The 22,157-nt window shown below is 64.8% G+C and carries 18 protein-coding genes; 5 read left to right on the forward strand and 13 right to left on the reverse strand.

Translation table 11 applies throughout. From position 1 onward, the window contains the following. Positions 1-607 precede the first annotated feature (607 nt). A complete protein-coding gene (locus tag ACNFCI_RS17705) occupies positions 608-1,984 on the forward strand; it encodes a glutamine synthetase family protein (RefSeq protein WP_084856533.1) in 1,377 nt (458 codons plus the stop codon). 105 nt (positions 1,985-2,089) lie between these two features. On the opposite strand, the gene argA is transcribed toward ACNFCI_RS17705, so the two are convergent. Both argA and argE read right to left on the reverse strand, forming a co-directional pair. After that, on the reverse strand, positions 2,090-3,388 hold the full coding sequence (gene argA, locus ACNFCI_RS17710; protein WP_084856534.1) for an amino-acid N-acetyltransferase: 1,299 nt from the start codon (positions 3,386-3,388) through the stop codon (positions 2,090-2,092). Between the two features lie 128 nt (positions 3,389-3,516). After that, a complete protein-coding gene (argE, locus tag ACNFCI_RS17715; RefSeq protein ID WP_084856536.1) occupies positions 3,517-4,659 on the reverse strand; it encodes an acetylornithine deacetylase in 1,143 nt (380 codons plus the stop codon). A gap of 229 nt (positions 4,660-4,888) precedes the next feature. Between argE and ACNFCI_RS17720 the strand changes: the two genes are divergently transcribed. Next, positions 4,889-6,268 carry a CYTH domain-containing protein gene (locus ACNFCI_RS17720; protein ID WP_368829063.1) on the forward strand — a complete coding sequence of 460 codons (1,380 nt, stop codon included), beginning with the start codon at positions 4,889-4,891 and terminating at the stop codon, positions 6,266-6,268. 100 nt (positions 6,269-6,368) lie between these two features. On the opposite strand, the gene ACNFCI_RS17725 is transcribed toward ACNFCI_RS17720, so the two are convergent. Then, complete coding sequence (locus tag ACNFCI_RS17725) at positions 6,369-6,836, reverse strand: Lrp/AsnC family transcriptional regulator (RefSeq protein ID WP_084856540.1); 468 nt, start codon at positions 6,834-6,836, stop codon at positions 6,369-6,371. A 126-nt stretch (positions 6,837-6,962) separates the two neighbouring features. On the opposite strand from ACNFCI_RS17725, the gene ACNFCI_RS17730 reads away from it, so the two are divergent. The 3 genes from ACNFCI_RS17730 (at position 6,963) to ACNFCI_RS17740 (ending at position 9,531) form a co-directional block, all read left to right on the forward strand. After that, the gene (locus ACNFCI_RS17730; protein ID WP_084856541.1) at positions 6,963-7,289 is read left to right on the forward strand and encodes a hypothetical protein; all 327 of its coding nucleotides are present in this window, start codon (positions 6,963-6,965) and stop codon (positions 7,287-7,289) included. A gap of 147 nt (positions 7,290-7,436) precedes the next feature. Beyond that, positions 7,437-9,119, forward strand: a complete 1,683-nt coding sequence (locus tag ACNFCI_RS17735; protein WP_368829064.1) for a GspE/PulE family protein — start codon at positions 7,437-7,439, stop codon at positions 9,117-9,119. A 91-nt stretch (positions 9,120-9,210) separates the two neighbouring features. Continuing rightward, positions 9,211-9,531 (forward strand): DUF2388 domain-containing protein, encoded by a 321-nt coding sequence (locus ACNFCI_RS17740; RefSeq protein WP_084856545.1) that lies wholly within the window; start codon positions 9,211-9,213, stop codon positions 9,529-9,531. A 215-nt stretch (positions 9,532-9,746) separates the two neighbouring features. Here the strand turns inward: ACNFCI_RS17740 and gcvP are convergent, their stop codons facing one another. The 10 genes from gcvP to ACNFCI_RS17790 form a co-directional block, all read right to left on the reverse strand. Further along, complete coding sequence (gene gcvP, locus ACNFCI_RS17745; protein ID WP_368829065.1) at positions 9,747-12,620, reverse strand: aminomethyl-transferring glycine dehydrogenase; 2,874 nt, start codon at positions 12,618-12,620, stop codon at positions 9,747-9,749. Between the two features lie 183 nt (positions 12,621-12,803). Then, positions 12,804-13,187 (reverse strand): glycine cleavage system protein GcvH, encoded by a 384-nt coding sequence (gcvH, locus tag ACNFCI_RS17750; RefSeq protein ID WP_368829066.1) that lies wholly within the window; start codon positions 13,185-13,187, stop codon positions 12,804-12,806. Between the two features lie 48 nt (positions 13,188-13,235). Continuing rightward, the gene (gcvT, locus tag ACNFCI_RS17755) at positions 13,236-14,318 is read right to left on the reverse strand and encodes a glycine cleavage system aminomethyltransferase GcvT (RefSeq protein WP_368829067.1); all 1,083 of its coding nucleotides are present in this window, start codon (positions 14,316-14,318) and stop codon (positions 13,236-13,238) included. A 124-nt stretch (positions 14,319-14,442) separates the two neighbouring features. Then, positions 14,443-16,095: an ABC transporter permease gene (locus tag ACNFCI_RS17760; RefSeq protein ID WP_416768088.1), complete on the reverse strand. Its 1,653-nt coding sequence runs from the start codon at positions 16,093-16,095 to the stop codon at positions 14,443-14,445. Between the two features lie 102 nt (positions 16,096-16,197). After that, the gene (locus ACNFCI_RS17765; protein ID WP_368829068.1) at positions 16,198-17,199 is read right to left on the reverse strand and encodes an extracellular solute-binding protein; all 1,002 of its coding nucleotides are present in this window, start codon (positions 17,197-17,199) and stop codon (positions 16,198-16,200) included. Positions 17,200-17,333: 134 nt separating this feature from the next. Continuing rightward, on the reverse strand, positions 17,334-18,551 hold the full coding sequence (locus tag ACNFCI_RS17770; protein WP_172403015.1) for a 2-octaprenyl-3-methyl-6-methoxy-1,4-benzoquinol hydroxylase: 1,218 nt from the start codon (positions 18,549-18,551) through the stop codon (positions 17,334-17,336). Between the two features lie 9 nt (positions 18,552-18,560). Beyond that, complete coding sequence (locus ACNFCI_RS17775; RefSeq protein ID WP_084856558.1) at positions 18,561-19,043, reverse strand: DUF4442 domain-containing protein; 483 nt, start codon at positions 19,041-19,043, stop codon at positions 18,561-18,563. Continuing rightward, a complete protein-coding gene (gene ubiH / locus ACNFCI_RS17780; RefSeq protein WP_368829069.1) occupies positions 19,040-20,239 on the reverse strand; it encodes a 2-octaprenyl-6-methoxyphenyl hydroxylase in 1,200 nt (399 codons plus the stop codon). Before ubiH ends, ACNFCI_RS17775 begins: the two co-directional genes overlap by 4 nt. Further along, positions 20,236-21,570 carry a Xaa-Pro aminopeptidase gene (pepP, locus tag ACNFCI_RS17785; protein ID WP_368829070.1) on the reverse strand — a complete coding sequence of 445 codons (1,335 nt, stop codon included), beginning with the start codon at positions 21,568-21,570 and terminating at the stop codon, positions 20,236-20,238. Before pepP ends, ubiH begins: the two co-directional genes overlap by 4 nt. Before the next feature lie 22 nt (positions 21,571-21,592). Continuing rightward, entirely contained in the window at positions 21,593-22,147 is a 555-nt protein-coding gene (locus ACNFCI_RS17790) for a YecA family protein (RefSeq protein ID WP_084856563.1), read from the reverse strand. Positions 22,148-22,157 lie beyond the last annotated feature (10 nt).

Below are 22,157 nucleotides of genomic sequence, written 5' to 3' on the forward strand. Positions count from 1 at the left end.
GTCGATCAAGGCGGGCGCTGCCTGGCTGCAAGTGCCTTGGCAGACCCGCGCCTTGATTCTGGATGCAGTGCTTGGCTAAAGCAAAAGCCCATGCACGGGACGGCAGCGGATACACTCGAAACAAGCGTGTCCGTGAAGCGAATGAAGGGCAGAAAAGCGAAAAGTCGTGCAGGAAACTGCTACGAAAGGAGGATGATCCGGGCCAGCCGTCAATTATTGCGAGCAGCGCACGCGCACCGGCTCCAAGGCGGGCCATGCCCTCGCGATGAATGCTGGGGGTACCTGACAGCGCGGCGCAGGCAGCGCTTGCAGGTCGCGGCAAGCGGACCATATGACCCTCGTATTATTGTGTTCTGGGTTGTGGCCGAGCTTAGCCTTGTTCATTTTTTTACACAACTCCTCCGTAAAAAATAAAACACGCTCAGCGCGAGATAGCTCTTTGAGCCCAAAATAGCGGATAATGATTCGCCCCCAGATGCAGCATTTCTGCCGTTGCTGTGCCATTTAGGGGCATCATGGGGTTGGCTTGACTTCGCCAGTTCTTTCGGATTGACTGGGCTTGCAAGCCCCCCTTGATTGATATTTTTAACAACAAAGGTGTTGCATCATGTCGGTACCCCCGCGTGCCGTTCAGCTTAACGAAGCGAACGCGTTCCTTAAGGAACATCCTGAGGTTCTCTACGTTGACCTTTTGATTGCAGATATGAATGGTGTGGTGCGCGGTAAGCGCATCGAGCGCACCAGCCTCCACAAGGTTTACGAGAAAGGCATCAACCTGCCCGCCTCCCTCTTCGCCCTGGATATCAACGGTTCCACCGTCGAAAGCACCGGGCTGGGCCTGGACATCGGCGATGCCGACCGCATCTGCTACCCGATTCCCGGCACCCTTTCCAACGAACCCTGGCAAAAGCGCCCCACTGCCCAGTTGCTGATGACCATGCACGAGCTGGAAGGCGAGCCGTTCTTCGCCGACCCGCGCGAGGTCCTGCGCCAGGTGGTAAGCAAGTTCACCGAGATGGGCCTGACCATCTGCGCGGCGTTCGAGCTGGAGTTCTACCTCATCGACCAGGAGAACGTGAACGGCCGTCCGCAGCCGCCTCGCTCGCCGATTTCAGGCAAGCGCCCGCAGTCGACCCAGGTGTACCTGATCGACGACCTGGACGAATACGCCGACTGCCTGCAGGACATCCTCGAAGGCGCCAAGGAGCAAGGCATCCCGGCCGACGCCATCGTCAAGGAAAGCGCCCCGGCCCAGTTCGAGGTCAACCTGCATCACGTCGCCGACCCGCTCAAGGCCTGTGACTATGCGGTGCTGCTCAAGCGCCTGATCAAGAACATCGCCTACGACCATGAAATGGACACCACGTTCATGGCCAAGCCCTACCCGGGCCAGGCTGGCAACGGCCTGCATGTGCATATCTCCGTGCTGGACAAAGATGGCAACAACATCTTCACCAGCGAGGATCCCGAGCAGAACGCCGCGCTACGTCACGCGGTCGGCGGTGTGCTCGAGACCCTGCCCGCGTCCATGGCTTTCCTCTGCCCGAACGTCAACTCGTACCGCCGTTTCGGTGCGCAGTTCTATGTGCCGAACGCACCGAGCTGGGGCCTGGACAACCGCACCGTGGCCCTGCGCGTGCCGACCGGTTCGCCGGATGCCGTGCGCATCGAGCACCGCGTGGCTGGCGCCGACGCCAACCCGTACCTGATGATGGCTGCCGTGCTGGCCGGTGTGCACCATGGCCTGACCAACCAGATCGAGCCGGGCGAGCCGATCGAAGGCAACTCGTACGAGCAACTGGAGCAGAGCCTGCCGAACAACCTACGCGACGCATTGCGTGAGCTGGACGACAGCGAGATCCTGAACAAGTACATCGATCCGAAGTACATCGACATCTTCGTCGCGTGCAAGGAAAGCGAGCTGGAGGAGTTCGAGCACTCGATCTCCGACCTCGAGTACAACTGGTACCTGCATACCGTGTAAACGAAAACGCCGCCCTCAGGGCGGCATTTTTCATTGGCTCATGGATTGCCTGTACCGGCCCTATCGCCGGCAAGCCGGCGATAGGGCCGGTACAGGCAACGACGATTACAACGGTTTCTCGAAGATCTTCGAATTACGCTGATAGTTGTACAGCGAAGCCCTTGCGGCAGGCAGACGCTCCACACCGCTGGGCGCAAAGCCCCGCTCACGGAACCAGTGCGCGGTACGGGTCGTCAGTACGAACAAGGTATTGAGCCCCTGCTGGCGCGCCCGGCTTTCGATGCGCTCGAGCAGCTCGTCCCCCCGCCCACCATGGCGATACTCCGGGTTCACCGCCAGGCACGCCAGTTCCCCGGCGTCGGAGTCAGCGATCGGGTACAGCGCGGCGCAGGCGATGATCATGCCCTCGCGCTCGACCACGCTGAACTGCTCGATCTCCCGCTCCAGCACCTCGCGCGAACGACGCACCAGAATGCCCTGCTCTTCCAGTGGGCTGATCAGTTCCAACAGACCGCCGACATCGTCGATGGTCGCCTCGCGCACGACCTCGAACTGCTCCTGGGACACCAGCGTGCCGCCACCCTCGCGGGTGAACAGCTCGGTAAGCAACGCGCCGTCCTCGGCATAGCTGACGATATGACTACGCGCCACGCCGCCCTTGCAGGCCTCGGCGGCAGCATCGAGCAGCTCGGCCTGGTAGTCGCTGCCCAGGCGCAGCAGGTGCGGTGCGACCTGCTGCGGCCGCAACTCGCGCACCAGCTTGCCGTGTTCATCCAGAAGGCCCGGCTCTGCACCGAACAGCAGCAGCTTGTCGGCCCCCAGCTCGATGGCGGCGCGGGTAGCGACGTCTTCGCAGGCCAGGTTGAAGATCTCGCCGGTAGGCGAGTAGCCCAGGGGCGAAAGCAGCACGATGGAGCGCTCGTCGAGCAGGCGATTGATACCCTTGCGGTCGATACGCCGCACCTCGCCGGTGTGGTGGTAGTCGATGCCTTCGAGCACGCCGATCGGGCGGGCGGTGACCAGGTTGCCGGACGCCACCCGCAGCCGCGAGCCCTGCATCGGCGAAGCGGCGATGTCCATGGACAGCCGCGCCTCGATGGCCAGGCGCAAGGCACCGACGGCATCGATCACGCAATCAAGGGTCGCCGCATCGGTGATGCGCATGCCACGGTGATAGTGCGGCGTCAGCCCACGGGCGGCCAGGCGGCTTTCGATCTGCGGGCGCGAGCCATGCACCAGCACCAGCCGCACACCCAGGCTGTGCAACAGCACCAGGTCATGGACGATGTTGCCGAAATTGGGGTGTTCCACGCCATCGCCGGGAAGCATGACCACGAAGGTGCAATCGCGATGGGCATTGATATAGGGGGACGCATGGCGTAGCCAGTTGACGTATTCGGGCATGACAGTGGCCTGTGGATAAGTGAACGGAGAACGGCGAAGCAAACAGCGGCGTTCAAAATCATCGTCGGAACAGGCTTGCGGTCACGCGCGGTCTCCTCTAGGCAGGAACGAATCAGGTCAATGGTCGTTTAGCTCAAGCAATAGTGCCGGATCAGGTCACGCAATAGACGCACGGTAGGCTCGATTCGTGACATTTCAAGGTATTCGCCGGGTTGGTGCGCACAGGTAATGTCGCCAGGGCCGAGCACGATGGTCTGGCAACCCAGCTGCTGAAGATAAGGTGCTTCGGTGCCAAAGGCCACCGCTTCGGCACGATGCCCGGTAAGACGCTCGGCCAGTTGCACCAGCTCGGTATCGGCCGGCTGCTCGAAGGGCGGCACCTCCGGGAACAGTGGCGCGTAGTCGATACGCACCTCCAGACGCTCGGCCACCGGTACCAGCTTCTCGCGAATGGCCGCGCGCAACTGCGCGACATCCATGCCCGGCAAGGGGCGCAGGTCGAACTCCAGGGCGCACTGCCCGCAGATGCGGTTGGGGTTGTCACCGCCATGGATGCAGCCGAAGTTCAGGGTCGGGGTCGGCACGCTGAACTGCGGGTTGCGGTAAGCCTGCTGCCATTGCTGACGCAAGCCCATCAGCTCGCCCATCACCGCGTGCATAGCCTCCAGGGCACTGTGCCCAAGGCCGGGGTCCGACGAGTGGCCGCTGCGCCCGAGAATGTCGATGCGGTCCATGAGGATGCCCTTGTGCATGCGGATCGGTCGCAGCCCGGTGGGCTCGCCGATCACTGCCGCACGGCCGAGGGGCTGGCCGGCCTCGGCCAATGCGCGGGCACCGGACATGGAGCTTTCTTCATCGCAGGTGGCGAGGATCAGCAACGGTTGCTTGAAGTCGTGTTCCAGCAGCGGCAGGACCGCCTCGATGACCAAGGCAAAGAAGCCTTTCATGTCGCAGCTGCCTAGGCCCACCCAGCGGCCGTCGACCTCGGTCAGCTTGAGCGGGTCGCTGGTCCACAGCTGTTCATCATAGGGCACGGTATCGCTGTGGCCGGCCAGGACCAGCCCGCCCGGGCCGCTGCCACGGCTGGCCAGCAGGTTGAACTTGCCGGAAGTCACCTGGCGAATTTCGCAGGCAAAGCCCAGGTCGCCCAGCCAGCCGGCCAACAGTTCGATGACCTGGCGGTTGGATTGGTCCAGCGCAGGCTGTGTGCAGCTGACCGAGGGCGCGGCGATCAAGGCGGCGAACTGGTCTTTCAGCGACGGCAACGGCATAGGCGCTCTCCTCGGGCTCGAGGCCCATCATAACAACGCTTCCCAACCCCAGAACAACCTCCTGGAGGCTTCTTCGCAGGTAGACCCGCTCCCGCAGGCTTGTCATGCTTGCCAGGGCGGCGCTATTGCCGTGCGAGCGGGTTTACCCGCGAAGAAGCCTCCGCAGTCCAACAGCCGAGAGCCGACTCCTGTAGACTGCACGCCAAAGATGCCCTCCTTCGAGCCTGCGATGCACAAAGAAACCGAACTCAAGCTCCGCGCCAGCCGCCAGACCCTGGCCGCCCTGCGCGAGCACCCCCTGCTGAAAAAGCGCAACAAGTCCGGCTGGCAGACCCGCGAGCTGCTCAACCAGTACTTCGACACGCCGGAGCGTGAACTCTCTGCAGCCCGCGTCGCCCTGCGCCTGCGACGCGACGGCGAGGAAGTCATCCAGACCCTCAAGTGCCGTGGCCAGAGCGTGGCCGGCCTGTCCGAGCGCAACGAGTACGAATGGCACCTGGACAAGGTCAAGCTCGACCTGAAGAAGCTCGACGACACCTGCTGGCCGGCGCAACTGGCGGGGCTGGACAAAAAGACCATCAAGCCGCTGTTCACCACTGATTTCACCCGCGAATACGCCGAGATCGCCTGGGGCCGTGGCAAAGCCAAGGTGGTGATCGAAGCCGCCCTGGACCAGGGCTTCGTCATTGCTGGCAAGCGCAAGGAAGAAATCTGCGAGCTGGAACTGGAGCTGCGCGAAGGCGCGCCCGAAGCGCTGCTCGAGCTCGCCGCCGAACTGGCCGCCAGCCTGCCCCTGATGCCGTGCGACATCAGCAAGGCCGAGCGTGGCTATCGCCTGCTCGAGCCAGACAGCTATGACCTGAGCCTGCCGACCACCCAGCTTGAAGCCGAAACCGCACTGGACGACGCCTTCGCTGCCCTCGCCTGGCAGTTGCTGGGCAGCAGCCAGCGCCTGGCCGAGCAGTACCGCCACAATGGCCACTGGAGCCTGCTGCAGGAGTGGGTGCAGTGCCTGGCAGAACTGCGTGCCCTGGTCAGCACCCTCGGCCAGGCTGCACCTCGGGCCACTACCCGTGAACTGCGCAGCCGCCTGGACGCGCTGCTGGAAGATTGGCGCCCGCTGGTGCAGGCCGGCAACGACGACGAAGATGTTCGCCGCGCCGCCCCCGAGCAGTTCGCCGAAGAACTGGAGGACACCCGTTGGGGCCAGTTCTCCCTGGAAACCTCGCGCTGGCTGCTGGCTCGCGCCTGGACCGAGGAACGTAAAGGCCGTGGCGAACGCCAGGGCAAAGCGCACCTGGCCAGCTGGCTGGTGCACCTGCTCGGCGAGGAGGCCCGTGCGTTGCAGTTGCCGTTGTACAAGCAGCGCCCCGAGGACCTGGCCGAACAGCTGCCGCGCATCGAGCGTTTGCAAGCCTGGCTGCACCATGCCCGCCAGGTGCTGGACGTACCGCAACTCGACCGCCTCTATGGCGAGCTGAACAAGCTTCACCAACTGGCCGAGCAACCATTGTCGGACGAGTTGCTGGAAGCCCGCGTCGAGCAGGCTCGCACGGTAGATCAGAACCGCGCCTGGAAGTACCTGCTCAAGTCTGCGTCCACGCGTTGACCCAGTGGGCAACGGGGCTGCTTTGCAGCCCTTTCGCGGCACAAGGCCGCTCCTACATGACCCCGCGTGACGTCGCCCTTGTAGGAGCGGCCCCTGCTGTCTAGACCAAGGGCAAGCTGGTCGTGGACTTGATCTCGGACAAGGCCACGATCGAATTGACCTCCTGGATCCCCGGCACATTCGACAGCTTCTCGAAGAAGAATCGTTCGTAGGCTTCGATGTCCGACGTGACGATGCGCAGCAGGAAGTCCACCGAGCCCATCAGCACGTAACACTCCAGCACCTCCGGAAAACCACGGATCGCCTCGGTGAACTCGGTGAAGTTCGAGCGCCCGTGCGCGTTGAGCTTGACCTCGGCGAAGATCTGCGTGTTCAGGCCGACTTTCTTGCGGTCGAGCAAGGTCACCTGGCTACGGATCACCCCTTCGTCCTTCAAGCGCTGAATGCGCCGCCAGCAGGGGGATTGCGACAGCCCGACGCGTTCGGCGACCTGCGCGCTGGACAACGAAGCGTCTTCTTGCAGCAACGCCAGGATGCGCCGGTCATAGGCGTCCAGTTCGCCTTGCATGAATAATTCCTTTATCTATGATGATTTGAATTGCTTAATTCGCCCCATAGGGGAATTTATCGAATCATAGCGAAGAAATACCCCGGTCGACCTGCAAGAATTTCCCTCTCACAGATGGAGACCGGCATGAACGCACTCGAACGGCCCGACACCCCGCAACGCATCGACACCTGGGCCGCTAATGCCGCCCACGCCACCGTGCGCTATCGCCTGCAAGCCGAGGCCGAGCCGGACAGCCTGTGCCGCGTGCTCAACCTGTTCGCGCTGCAGTTCCTCACACCGCACAGCGTGCATGTGCAACAGCAGGATGACGTGCTGGGCATCGAGGTTGGCGTTGGCGGCCTGAGCTGGCACCGGGCCGAGGTCATCGCCCAGAAGCTGCGCAACCTGGTGTGCGTCGGCGAAGTCAGCCTGGAGAACCTACCGCGCATAACTGGCCTGGCGGCGGGTTGAGCTGCCACCTCATCCATCATTCAGCGCTTTGCTAGGGCGCCGCACATCTGTGGGACCGCGCAAGATTCCGAAACCCTTTGCCCCGCCTGCACCTTGTCATGCCGGCTAACCTTACCAGCATCAACCTACCTGGCAAGGAAGCCAAGCATGCACACTGACGATACCCATGCCCTCGACTTGGGCCGGCTGCTCGATACCCTGCTGCTCGACCAGCGCCTGGACGCCAGCGACACCCTGCGCGTCCTAGAACAGGCCAACAGCCAGCCAAGCATCCATCCACTGGAACGCATCGCCAGCCTGGCCCTGGAGGACCGCCAGCGCCCAGGCAGGCATCTGGACCTGGACACCCTTTGCCAGTGGCTCGCCCACAAGGTCAGGCAACCCTTCCTGCGCATCGACCCGCTGCAGATCGACGTGCAGAAGGTCAGCGGGTTGATGTCCCCGGCTTTCGCCCAGCGCCATGGCATTCTTGCCGTGGCCGTGGACGACAACGGCGTCACGGTGGCCAGCGCCCAGCCCTACCAACGCGAATGGGAGGCAGACCTCACCCGAAGCCTGGGCAAGCCGGTACGGCGGGTACTGGCAAGCCCGGTGCAGATCCGTCAGCTGGCCCAGACCTTCTTTCGCCTGGCCCATTCGGTCCAAGGCGCCCAGCACCAGCAGCCCACCAGCCTGGGAGAGCTGGAGCAATTGCTCGAACTGGGCCAGCGCCATACCGAAGCCAGTGCCGACGATGCGCATATCGTACATATCGTCGACTGGATGCTGCAGTACGCCATCGAGCAAAGGGCCAGCGATATCCACCTTGAGCCGCGCCGCGAGCAGGGGCAGCTGCGGTATCGCATCGACGGCCTGCTGCATGGGGTCTATGCCTTTCCCGCAGGTGTCACCCTGGCCTTGGTCAGCCGCCTGAAGCACCTGGGGCGAATGGACGTAGCTGAAAAACGCCGCCCCCAGGACGGCCGTCTGAAAAGCCGCCTGCCCAGTGGTGGCGAAGTGGAGCTGCGCCTGTCCACCCTGCCCACGCCTTTCGGCGAGAAACTCGTGCTGCGCCTGTTCGACCCGCAGCAGTTGCACCAGGACTTCGACCGCCTGGGCCTGGAGGGCGAGCAACTGCGGCAGTGGCAAGCCCTGCTCGGCCACCGCCAGGGGATCCTGCTGGTCACCGGCCCCACCGGGTCGGGCAAGACCAGCACGCTCTACGCCAGCCTTCGGCAATTGGCCACGCCCCAGGTCAACCTGTGCACCATCGAAGACCCTATCGAGCGCCTGGAACCGGCGTTCAACCAATTGCAGGTCCAGCCGGGCCTGGACCTGGGCTTTGCCAACGGCGTGCGGGCCCTGCTGCGCCAGGACCCGGACATCATCATGGTCGGCGAGATCCGTGATCGGGAAACCGCACAGGTCGCGGTCCAGGCCGCACTGACCGGACACCTGGTGCTTTCCACGCTGCACACCGACGACGCCTGCGGCGCGATTACCCGCCTGCAAGAACTGGGCGTGGCCGACTACCTGATCAAGGCCACGCTGCTCGGTGTCATGGCACAGCGCCTGGTACGCACACTGTGCGTCGACTGCCGGGGTGCAACGGCCCACGAAGCCCTGCCCTGCCGCACCTGCCGCGGTACCGGGTACCACGGTCGCACGGGCCTGTTCGAACTGTTGGCGCCCAGTGCGCAGCTGCGCGCCAGCATCGGCCCGGGCTGCGACCTGGCCACCTTGCGACAACAGGCGCTTGCCGAAGGGCTGCAGGATCTGCGTCGTTGCGGCGAGGCGAAAGTCGATGCCGGCATAACCAGCCTGACGGAGGTGCTACGCGTCTGCTCCTGAGGAAAAAAGCCTTGTATTCAGGGAACTTGCGTCACCTGGGCAAGATCAAAGCGGCCATCCCACAACCCTCACCATTCGAGGTGAATGCATCATGCGTCTCAAAACCGCCATCGCAGCCGCTGCCCTGTTCTCGCTGCCCCTCGGCTCCGCCATGGCCGATGATGAAACCTTCTGGCGCAACGTCATTTCTTCCGGCGCGACCACCGCATCGAGCTACCTGACCTCAGCCGACCACAAGATGGTTCTGGCCGCCCAGGACGACGCCGGCAGCTTCGTCGCCAGCGAAGGTGCAATCCGCGGCCCTTACCTGGAAGCGGCGATCCGCAAGGTGCGAGCCGACAACCCGGGCATGAAGGCGAGCGACATGGAACTGGCCAACGCGATCCTGGCCAAGAACGCCGTCGTCGAATAACTCCCCATCGCGGAGCAAACCGCGCCCGCACAACCTTGAAGGCAGCACCGTACCTGTAGGAGCAACTGTCTTGCGTTGCTTGCCCCGGCCCTATCGCCGGCAAGCCGGCTCCCACAGGTACGGCGGTGTCTCTGATCACAGCGCAGGGCAGGTGGGAGCCGGCTTGCCGGCGATGGGCTGCGCAGCAGCCTCACTGCAGCCGGGCCCGACCAGCCTCACCGGTACGCCTCCACCGGCACACACGCGCAAAACAGGTTCCTGTCGCCATACACGTTGTCGACCCGGTTCACCGCCGGCCAGTACTTGTGCTGCCGAACGTGGGCAGTGGGGGCAACCGCCTGCTCCAGGCTGTACGGTCGCGTCCATGGCGCCAATACATCGGCCAAGGTATGCGGCGCATGCTTGAGCGGGTTGTCATCGGCCGGCCAGTTGCCCTCCTGCACTTGGTCTATTTCCGCACGAATCGCCAGCATCGACTCGACGAAACGGTCCAGCTCGGCCTTGGATTCGCTCTCCGTCGGTTCGACCATCAGCGTGCCTGGCACCGGGAACGACATGGTCGGTGCGTGGAAGCCGTAGTCCATCAGGCGCTTGGCCACATCCTCCTCAGTGATGCCGGTCAAGGCCTTGAGCGGGCGCAGGTCGAGGATGCACTCATGGGCCACGCGTTCGTTGCGCCCACGGTAGAGCACCGGGAAGGCCCCTTCGAGCCGGCGGGCCAGGTAGTTGGCCGAAAGAATCGCCACCTCGCTGGCGTCGGCCAGTTGCGGCCCCATCATGGCGATGTACATCCAACTGATCGGCAGGATGCTGGCACTGCCCCACGGGGCTGCGCTGACGGCACTGTTGTTCGGGTCGAGCCCTGGTACCGGCACCACGGGGTGGCTGGCAACGAATGGTTGCAGGTGCGCACGCACGCCGATCGGCCCCATGCCCGGACCGCCACCGCCGTGAGGGATGCAGAACGTCTTGTGCAGGTTCATGTGCGAGACGTCGGCACCGATGTCCGCCGGCCGCGCCAGGCCGACCTGGGCGTTGAGGTTGGCGCCATCCATGTACACCTGGCCACCATGCTGGTGGATCACGTCGCAGATCTCGCGGATACCTTCCTCGTATACCCCGTGTGTCGAGGGGTAGGTGATCATCAGGCATGACAGCCGCGGGCCGGCCTCACGGGCCTTGGCCTTGAGGTCGTCGAGGTCGACGTTGCCAGCGTCGTCGCACTCGACGATCACCACCTCCATGCCGGCCATCTGTGCCGAGGCCGGGTTGGTGCCGTGGGCGGACGAAGGAATCAGGCACAAGGTTCGCTGCGGTTGGTGCCGGCTGTGGTGGTAGCGGGTGATCGCCATCAGGCCGGCATATTCGCCCTGGGCGCCGGAATTGGGCTGCATGCAGATCGCATCGAAGCCAGTGATGGCGCACAACCAGCTTTCCAGTTCGTCGATCATGGCCTTGTAGCCCTGGGCCTGGGCCGCCGGAACGAACGGGTGCAACAGTGCGAAGCTAGGCCAGGTGATGGGAATCATCTCGCTGGTGGCGTTGAGCTTCATGGTGCAGGAACCCAGCGGGATCATCGACTGGTTCAGCGCCAGATCCTTGTTCTCCAGCTGCTTGAGGTAGCGCAGCATCTCGGTTTCGCTGTGGTGCAAGTTGAACACCGGGTGGGTGAGCAACGGCGTGCGCCGCACCAACGCGCCAGGGATGCCTTCGGGCAGGGCCTGGCCATCCAGCTCGGCGATGCTCAGGCCGTGGTCGACGCCCAGGAAGATATCGAACAGACGCAGCACCGTGGCCTCGGTGCAGGTTTCGTCCAGGCTCACACCCAGATGCCCGCGCCCGAGAATCCGCAGGTTGATGCGTGCATCCGCGGCGCTCTCGATGATCGCCGCCTGGGCGCCACCGACCTCGAGGGTCAGGGTGTCGAAGAAGTGCTGGTTCAAGCGCTTGATGCCTTTGGCTTGCAGGCCTGCGGCCAGGATGAAGGTCAGCCTATGCACCCGCTGGGCGATGCGCCGCAGCCCCTCCGGGCCGTGATAGACGGCATAGAAGCCGGCGATATTGGCCAACAGCACTTGGGCCGTGCAGATGTTCGAGTTGGCCTTCTCGCGGCGGATGTGCTGCTCGCGGGTCTGCAAGGCCATGCGCAGGGCGGTGTTGCCCCGGGCGTCGCGCGACACACCGATGATGCGCCCGGGCATGGCCCGTTTGAATTCGTCACGGCAGGCAAAATAGGCGGCATGGGGGCCGCCATAGCCCATGGGCACGCCAAAGCGTTGGGTCGAGCCCAGCACCACATCGGCGCCCAGCTCGCCGGGTGGCGTGAGCACCACCAGGCTGAGGATGTCCGCGGCTACGCAGGCCAGGGCATGCTGGCCGTGCAATTGGTCGATCAGCGGGCGCAGGTCACGTATCTCACCGTGGGTATCCGGGTATTGCAGCAGGGCGCCGAACACCTGGTGCTTGCCCAGGTTGTCCACCGAGTCGACGATCAACTCGAAGCCGAAGCCTTCGGCGCGCGTGCGCAGCACCGAGAGCGTCTGCGGGTGGCAGTGCTCGTCGGCGAAGAAGACATTGCTCTTGTTCTTGGCCACCCGCTTGGCCAGCGCCATGGCCTCGGCTGCCGCGGTGGCCTCGTCGAGCAGCGACGCGTTGGCCAGGGCCAGGCCCGTGAGGTCGATGACCATCTGCTGGAAGTTCAGCAGCGCCTCCAGGCGCCCTTGGGCGATTTCCGGCTGGTAGGGCGTGTAGGCGGTGTACCAGCCAGGGTTCTCCAGCACGTTGCGCAGGATGACGGTTGGCGTGAGGGTGGCGTGGTAGCCCATGCCGATCAGGCTGGTCCACACCTGGTTCTGCTCGGCATAGCCGGCGAGCTTGGCCAGGGCGGCCTGTTCGTCCAGCGCAGGCGGCAGGTCGAGTGGGCGCCCGAGGCGAATGCCGGGTGGCACGGTCTGCTCGATCAGCTCGACACGGCTGGCGACGCCCAGGGCGTCGAGCATGGCCTTCTGCTCCGAGGCATCAGGCCCCAGGTGACGACGCAGGAAGGGGTTGAGCTCTTGCAGTTGACTCAGCGATGGCGACTGGGACATGGCGACGATCTCTTCCTGGACCCGTTCTCTTGGAAACTTACAAGTCTAGGAAGGGATTGCCGATGCTGCGGGAAAACTTGCTTCACCCACTCCATGCATTGGCGGGTAAATCCGCTCCCACAGGGGTGACACAATCCTGTGGGAGCGGGTTTACCCGCCAATGGGTAGGCATGGCAAGGACGCTTACTCGCCGATGGCAGCCTGGTAGCCAGCAGCATCCAGCAGCTTGTCCAGCTCGGCACGGTTGCTTGGCTTGAGCTTGAAGATCCAGGCCTCGTAAGGCTCGTCGTTGAGCCTTTCCGGGCTATCGGCCAGCTCTTCGTTGACCGCAGTCACTTCACCGGCCACCGGCGCATAGATGTCCGAAGCGGCCTTGACCGACTCGACCACACCCGCGGCGTCGCCAGCGGCAAACACCTTGCCCACTTCTGCCAGTTCGACGAACACCACGTCACCCAGGGCTTGCTGGGCATGGTCGCTGATACCTACAGTCACGCTGCCGTCGGCTTCCAGGCGAGCCCACTCGTGGCTCTCGGCAAAACGCAGGTCGGCGGGGATTTGGCTCATTGTCTTGTATTCCTCGTTAGGGTCAGCGGTCGGCCCGCCGTTGGGTATTCAGATCAGGATCTTGCCATGGCGCACGAAGGTCGGCTTGACCACCCGCACCGGGTACCACTTGCCACGGATCTCCACTTCGGCGCGGTCGCCCGTGGCCATGGGTACGCGCGCCAAGGCAATGGACTTGCTCAGCGTAGGCGAGAAACTACCACTGGTGATCTCTCCTTCGCCAATCCCGGCGACTCGCACCACTTGGTGGGCCCGCAGCACGCCACGTTCTTCCAGTACCAGGCCGACCAGTTTTTCCTGCACGCCCTGCTCGATTTCCGCGAGCAGGCCGGCCCGGCCGATGAAGTCGCGCTCGGCCGGCTCCCAGGCGATGCTCCAGCCCAGGTTGGAGGTCAGGGGGGTATGGGTTTCGTCGATATCCTGCCCGTAGAGGTTCATCCCGGCTTCCAGGCGCAGGGTGTCGCGTGCCCCCAGGCCACTAGGGGCGATGCCCGCGCCGACCAGGTCGTTGAAGAAGGCTGGGGCCTGTTGCCCGGGGAAGATGATTTCCAGGCCGTCTTCACCGGTGTAACCGGTGCGGGCGATGAACCAGTCACCTTCGGCAACACCTTCGAACGGGCGCAGCTCACGGACCAGCGCAGCACGCGGGGCACTGAGCAGTTGGGCGACTTTCTCGCGGGCGTGGGGGCCTTGGATGGCGAGGATTGCGAGCTCAGAGCGCTCGACGAAGTTGATGGCGAAACCGGCGCTCTGCGCCTGCAGCCAGGTGAGGACCTTGTCGCGGGTGGCGGCGTTGGCCACCAGGCGATAGCCGATTTCCGTGCGGTAGGCGATCAGGTCGTCGATGACGCCGCCGTCGGCATTGAGCAACGGGCTGTACAGCGCCTTGCCGGGGCTGTCCAGGCGAGCCACGTCATTGGCCAACAGGCGTTGCAACCAGGGCGTGGCCGCATCGCCGGCGACATCGATCACGGTCATGTGGGATACATCGAAGACCCCGCAGTCACTGCGCACCTGGTGGTGCTCCTCGACTTGCGAGCCATAGTGCAGGGGCATGTCCCAGCCACCGAAATCGACCATCTTGGCGCCAAGCGCCAGGTGCAGGTCATACAGAGGCGTACGCTGTCCCATGGGTTTCTCCTTCCGGGCGTGGCGAAGCGGCGGCGGTCGGCGACGTTTGCTCATCACCTGATCTTGTAGGACCCACCGCAGCGAATGCCGCGCATTGTAGCCGCAAGGACGAGCCCTGGCACCCTCAGTGACGATGGCCGGGGCGCCGTGCCGAACGCCGGATCAAACCGATGACCGGCAGCAGGCCGACCAGGACCAGCGTCAACGCAGGCAGCGAGGCCCGCGCCCATTCACCCTCGCTGGTCATCTCGAACACCCTCACGGCCAAGGTGTCCCAGCCGAACGGTCGCATCAGCAGGGTGGCCGGCATTTCCTTGAGCACGTCGACGAATACCAGCAAGGCGGCGCTCAGTGCTCCGGGAACCAGCAAGGGCAGGTATACCTTGAAAAACAACCCTGCACCGCCTACGCCCAGGCTACGCGAGGCCTCCGGCAACGACGGCCGGATACGCTCCAGACTGCTTTCCAGCGGGCCATAGGCCACGGCCATGAAGCGCACCAGGTACGCCAGCAGCAAGGCCGACAGGCTACCCAGCAGTAAAGGCCTGCCCGCGCCCCCAAGCCATTGGGAAAGCGGTACCACCAGCTGGTTGTCCAGGTAACTGAAGGCCAGCATGATCGACACGGCCAGTACCGAGCCAGGCAAGGCATACCCCAGGTTGGCCAGGCCCACCCCGGCGCGGATGCCACCGGTCGGCGCCTGGCGCCGGGCGAACGCCAGCATCAGCGCCACGCAGACCGTGACCAGCGCGGCCATGCCGCCCAGGTAAAGGGTATGCAGGACCAGCCCGACATAGCGTTCGTCCAGGTCATGTCGACCGCGCTGCCAGAACCACGCCAGCAGCTGCAATACAGGGATGACGAAGGCACAGGCGAACACCAGCAGGCACCACCCGGTGGCCGCCGCCGCCTTGGCCCCACGCAGGTGGTAGAGCGCCTGCCCGCGCGGGCGCTCGCTGGCGCTGCGGGAAGCACCGCGGGCGCGACGCTCGCCGTACAGCACCAGCATCACCACCAGCAACAGCAGGCTGGCCAGCTGCGCGGCGCTGGAAAGGCTGAAGAACCCGTACCAGGTCTTGTAGATGGCGGTGGTGAAGGTATCGAAATTGAACACGGCCACAGCGCCGAAATCCGCCAGGGTCTCCATCAGTGCCAAGGCGATCCCCGCGCCAATGGCCGGCCGGGCCATGGGCAAGGCCACCCGCCAGAACGCCTGCAGCGGCGACAGGCCCAGCACCCGCGCCGCTTCCATCAGGCCTTTGCCCTGGGCCAGGAACGCACTGCGCGCCAGCAGGTAGACATAGGGATAGAACACCAGTACTAAGACCGTGACCACCCCGCCGGTGGAGCGCACCCGTGGCAGGCGCATGGGCCCGAATACCTCGCGCAGGGCCGTCTGCACCGGGCCTGCGAAGTCCAGCAGGCCGACGAAGACGAACGCCAGCACATAGGCGGGAATGGCAAAGGGCAGCATCAGCGCCCAGTCGAGCCAGCGCCGGCCAGGGAACTCGCACAGGCTGGTGAGCCAGGCCAGGCTCACGCCCAGCACGGTCACACCGGCACCGACGCCCAGCACCAGCGTGAGGGTATTGCCCAGCAGGCGGCTCATCTGGGTGTCGAGCAGATGCGACCAGATCTGCATGTCGATCGACTGCCAGGACAGCAGCAGGACGCTCAGGGGCAGCAGCACCAGAGCGGCAACCAGGGAAACCGGAAGGTACCAGCGGCGTTGGGGGGCGTGGGACAAAACAGAAGTCTCGATACGTGGCGACCGCATCGCGGGACAAGCCCGCTCCCACAGGGGTGTGCACCGGGCCCTGTGGGAGCGGGCTTGTCCCGCGATTGGGCTTCAATGGCCCAGAAGGATAAAGCCTGGCGCTTAGTTCCAGCCAGCCCGGTCCATCAAGCGGATGGCCTCGGCCTGGCGCTTGCCGGCCACTTCCACCGGGATGCTGTCGGCCTTGAAGCTACCCCAGGCCGCCACTTCGGCCGATGGCTTGACCTTCGGGTTGGCCGGGAATTCCTGGTTGATATCGGCGAACAGTTTTTGCGCTTCGTCGCCGGTCATCCACTCCACCAGCTTCTTGGCGGCTTCCGGATGAGGCGCATGCTTGGTCAGGCCGATACCGGAGAGGTTCACGTGCACGCCACGGTCGCTTTGGTTGGGCCAGAACAGCTTGACCGGCAGGCTGGGCTTTTCCTTGTGCAGGCGGCCGTAATAGTAGGTGTTGACGATGCCCACGTCGCACTGGCCGGCCTCGATGGCCTGGAGCACGGCGGTGTCGTCGGAGAACACGTCAGTGGACAGGTTGTTGACCCAACCCTTGATGATTTCCTCGGTCTTGGCTTCGCCGTGGGTCTCGATCAGGGTGGCGGTCAGCGACTGGTTGTAGACCTTCTTCGCCGTGCGCAGGCATAGGCGGCCTTCCCATTGCTTGTCGGCCAGGGCCTCGTAGGTGGTCAGCTCCTCGGGTTTGACCCGGTCGGTGGAGTAGGCGATGGTCCGCGCGCGCAGGCTCAGGCCGGTCCAGTCATGGGACGAGGCGCGGTACTGCGGCGGGATATTGTTATCGATGACGTCCGACTTGATCGGCTGCAGGATGCCCATCTGCTCAGCCTGCCAGAGGTTGCCGGCATCGACGGTGAGCAGCAGGTCGGCAACGCCGTTCTCGCCCTCGGCCTTGATGCGCTGCATCAACGGGGCTTCCTTGTCGGTGATGAACTTGATCTTCACACCGGTCTTGGCGGTGTAGGCGTCGAACACCGGCTTGATCAGCTCGTCGATGCGCGAGGAATACACCACCACCTCGTCCGCCGCCTGGGCGGTGCCGCCGAACAGGGTCAGGGCCAGGGCGGCCAGTAGGGGCTTGCGTGGCAACATCGGGTATTCCTCGCTGAGTTGGGAGGTGCAAATGGTAGTGAATCCCATTTTGCCTCTCACCTACGCAGACGTTACCGAATGTTGCCAAAGGGCCCGGTGTGCACTTCTGTGGGGCTTGTCCCGCGATTGGGCCCTCAGGCCTTCGCCAACTCAGGCAGGTCCCCGGAAAGCCCCAGCGCCTGACGCACGAACAGCGCCTTGGCCTCCGGCACCTGTTCCACCAGTTTCAACCCGCTGTTGCGCAACCAGCGCAGCGGCAGCGGGTTGGCCTGGAACAGGCGCTCGAAGCCTTCCATCGCCGCCATCAATGCCAGGTTGTGCGGCATGCGCCGACGCTCGAAGCGGCTCAGCACCTTCACGTCCGCCAGCCGCTCACCTCGGCCGCAGGCACGCTCCAGTTCCTCGGCCAGCACCGCAGCATCTAGGAAGCCCAAGTTGACGCCCTGCCCGGCCAGCGGATGGATGGTATGGGCGGCATCGCCGATCAACGCCAACCCTTCGTCGACATAACGCTTGGCATGACGCTGGCGCAGCGGCACACACACCCGCGGGTCGGCTCCCAGCACCTCGCCCAGGCGCCCTTCGAAGGCGCGGCCCAAGGCTTCGCAGAAGGCCACGTCATCCAGCGCCATGAGCTTGTCGGCCTGCTCCGGCGTGGTCGACCAGACGATCGAGCACCACACCTGCCCGTCCCCGCGATCCAGCGGCAGGAACGCCAACGGCCCTTCATCGGTGAAACGCTGCCAGGCCGTGGCCTGGTGCGCCTGGCTGCAGCGCACGCTGGTGACGATGGCGTGATGCAGGTAATCCCACTCACGGGTTTCGCAGCCGGTCAGTTTGCGCACCGCGGAGTTGGCGCCGTCGGCAGCCACCACCAGCGGTGCGCGCAGGCGCCGGCCATCGGCCAGGGTCAGCAGCCACTCATCGCCGGAACGGCGCATCTGCTCCAGCCGGGCATTGGGCAGCAGCCCCACGTCGCTGTCGTGCAAGCGCTCCAGCAGGCCGTCTTGCACCACCCTGTTCTCGACGATATGGCCAAGCACCTGAGCATGCACGCTGGCCGCCGAGAAGTGGATCTGCCCGGTGCCGCTGCCGTCCCAGACGTGCATGTCCGAATACGGCGAGACACGCCGACCGGCGATGCCTTCCCAGGCCCCCAGGCGCTCGAGGATGCGCTGGCTGGCCGCGGACAAGGCGCTGACCCGCGGTTCGAAAGGCGCCTGGGCATCGAAGGGTCTTACCGACAGCGGGCCGCCATCGAGCAGGAGGATTTCCAGGCCGCTGTGGTGCAGTGCCAGGGCCAGGGCGCTGCCGACCATACCGGCACCGACAATCAACAGATCTGCGCGCATTTCCATGCCTTACGCCTGCCTCGCTTGCGGCTTGAGCCGCACATAAAGGGTTTTATCGACCCGCGCCACCAGCTCGCCGGCACCGTCGCGGATATCGACCTGCAAACGGGGCAGGTACTTCTTGCCGCCGGCGGTCTGCTGGCGAATGTCTTCCAGCAACGCGTCATCGACGTGGAACTCGGCGAATACCGGGCCCTTGCCCGGTGCGATGAAGTCGATGCTGGCAGCCTTGTCCCAGACGATGTAGTCACGCCCGAGCCGCTCGATCAGCAACAACATGTAGAACGGATCGACCATCGAGTACAGGCTGCCGCCGAACTGGGTGCCGACGTAGTTGCGGTTCCAGCGGGTCAGGTTCATGCGCACCTTGATGCTGCGCATGTCCGGGCTGATGTGCTGCACCCGGATGCCTGCGCCCAGGTAAGGCGGATAGAGATTCAATACCCAGCGCAGCAGGCGCGCCCTGCGGGCCAGTCGAGATGAGTGGCTCATGCCCGCCCCCGTGGATCGGGTCGGGTGCCCAAGCCCATGGCCTGGCGGGCGAACCAGCGCTTGGCCGGCGGCAGCAGGTCGAGCCCCAGCAAGCCGATGTTGCGGCCGGCGGCCAGTAGCGGCTGGCTGCTGCCGAACAGCCGGGTGACCTGGTCGGAGAAACCGATGGTCAGGGCCTGGTCCAACTGTTGGCGTTGGTGATAGGCCTGCAGGGTCGCCAGGTCGCCGGGCTGCTGCGGCCCGGCCAGCAAGGCATCGGCCAGCGACTGCACGTCACGCAGGGACAGGTTGAACCCTTGCCCGGCGATCGGGTGCAGGCTATGGGCGGCGTTGCCCAGCACCACCAGGTGCGGGCGTACCTGCTCTTGGGCCTCGACCAGCGCCAGCGGATACAGATGCCGCGCGCCCACCTGGCGCAGGGCGCCCAGGCGGTAGCCGAAGGCTTCCTGCAGCTCGCGCAGGAAGCTGCGTTCGTCGATGTCCGCCAGGCGCTGGGCATCCATCCCCTGACGGGTCCAGACCAGCGCGCAGCGGTTCTCCGGCAAGGGTAGCAGCGCCATCGGGCCCTGCTCGGTGAAACGTTCGAAGGCCTGGCCGCAGTGGGCCTCGCCCGGGGTGATGTTGGCGATCAGCGCGCTCTGCTCGTAGGGTGTACGGCGCACATGGATGCTCAACTGCTCGCGCAGGCCGGAGCGGCCGCCGTCGGCCAGCACCACCAGGTCACACTCCAGGCTGGTGTCGTCGTCCAGTTGCAGGCGATAGCCGCCGGCGATCGCCTGCAGGGCCTTGACCTCGGCCGGGCAGCGCCAGCTCACCACCTCGGTATCCAGGCCCTGCCACAGGCATTGGCCGAGCCAGGCGTTCTCCACCACGTAACCGAGGGCTGGTACACCTTCCTCGATGGCATCCAGGCGGGTGGCGCCGAAGCGACCACGGTCGGACACCTGGATCTGGCTGATAGGCTCGGCGCGGCGGCTGATGACCTGCCACAGGCCAAGCTGTTCGTAGATCTGCCGGGTGCCGTAGGACAGCGCGGAGGAGCGGGCGTCGTAACTGGGCTGGAAGCTGTCGCCCGGGGCGAAGGGTTCGATCAGCAGGATCTTCCAGCCCCGTGCCTTGGCGCCTGCCTGCAAAGCCAGAGCCAGGCTGGCGCCGACCAGGCCGCCACCGACGATCGCCAGGTTGACCCGGTTCATGCCACGTCCCTTCGGGCGTCGGCCATCAGCGCCTCGATCTCGGCGACCGTGCGCGGCACACCGTTGGTCAGGATTTCACAGCCTTGCCTGGTCACCACTACGTCGTCCTCGATTCGTACGCCGATGCCGCGCCATTTCTTCGCGACGTTCGGGTTGTCGGCTGCAATGTAGATACCCGGCTCGACCGTCAGCGCCATGCCCGGCTCGAGCACGCGCCATTGGCCACCGACCTTGTATTCGCCCACATCGTGCACATCCATGCCCAGCCAATGGCCGGCGCGATGCATGTAGAACGCACGGTGGGCCTCGCTGTCGATCAGGGCCTGCACATCACCCTTGAGCAGCCCCAGTTCCACCAGCCCTTCGGTGATGACCCGCACGGTCGCCTCGTGGGCGTGGTTCCAGTGCTTGCCCGGGGCGATCTCGGCGAAGGCGGCCGCCTGGGCCTTGAGCACCAACTCGTAGATGGCCTTCTGCTCCGGCGAAAAACGCCCGCTGACCGGGAAGGTGCGGGTGATGTCGCTGGCGTAGCAATCGATCTCGCAGCCCGCGTCGATCAACACCAGGTCGCCATCCTTGAGCGGCGCATCGTTCTGCTGGTAATGCAGGATGCAGGCGTTACGCCCCGCCGCGACGATCGAACCATAGGCCGGCATCTTCGCGCCGCCCTTGCGGAACTCGTAGTCGAGCTCGGCTTCCAGGCTGAATTCGTGCAAGCCCGCTCGACAGACCTGCATGGCCCGCACATGAGCGCGGGCGGAAATCTCCGCCGCCGTGCGCATCACCTTCACCTCCGCCGCCGATTTATACAGGCGCATGTCGTGCAGCAAATGATCCAGGGCAACGAACTCGTTCGGTGGCTGGGCGCCCAGGCGCGCCTTGGAGCGGATCACGTTGATCCATTCCATCAGGCGGCGATCGAATTCCGGGTTGCTGCCCATGGCGGTGTAGACCCGGTCGCGGCCTTCGATCAGGCCCGGGAGGATCTCGTCGATATCGGTGATGGGAAACGCATCGTCCGCGCCAAAGTCGCGGATCGCGCCTTCCTGGCCGGCACGCAGGCCATCCCACAGTTCGCGCTCAGGGTTGCGCTCGCGGCAGAACAGCACGTACTCGCCATGTTCACGCCCCGGAATCAGGGCGATCACCGCCTCGGGCTCGGGGAAGCCGCTGAGGTATTGGAAGTCGCTGTCCTGGCGATACACATGCTCGACGTCGCGGTTGCGGATGGCAACCGCGGCGGCGGGCAGGATGGCGATGCTGTTGGGGACCATCTGCGCCATCAGCGCCTTGCGCCGACGGGCATACTCGGCCTTCGGAATACGGCTCATGGGCACGACAACCCCCGGAATATCAGTGCAGCGATGGCTTGGGCGCGGGCGCGGCCGGCTTGGCCAGCTCCGTGTACAGCAGCAGGGGCGCGACACGCAGGTACTCCATGACTTCCATGTAGTCGCTCTCGCCGTCTTCGGACTCCTCCAGCGCTTCCTGGACCTGCGAAATGGCCACCAGGTCCTGGAGCACCTCCTTCGCATCGGTGGACAAGTCCTTGCCACCGGCGTTCAGGCCGAAGCCGGTGATGAAGCCCTGGCACCATTGGCCCAGCGCAGTGGCACGCTCGGCGAGCGGGGCTTCGTCGCTGGGCAGCAGCAGGACGATGGCGACGTCTTCGCCGGTGAGCTCGGCCTTGACCATTTCCTGCAGGCCGATCAGTGCGGCGCGCACGTTGTCTTCAGGCTCGTTTTCCAGCGCGCCGGCGGCATCGGCCAGCCAGGCGTCGGCATCGAAACCTGCGCCGGCGCAGCTGCGGCCGATCAGCAGGCCGTGCAGTTCGGCTGGGGAAACAGGGTGGCCGTTGCTGGCGAGCAGCGAGGCGAAGGCGGTGTAGGGCGATTGGGTATTGGGCATGGGCAGCTAG

Source organism: Pseudomonas sp. NY15356, assembly GCF_048068175.1.
GTDB classification, from domain to species: Bacteria; Pseudomonadota; Gammaproteobacteria; order Pseudomonadales; family Pseudomonadaceae; genus Aquipseudomonas; species Aquipseudomonas putida_K.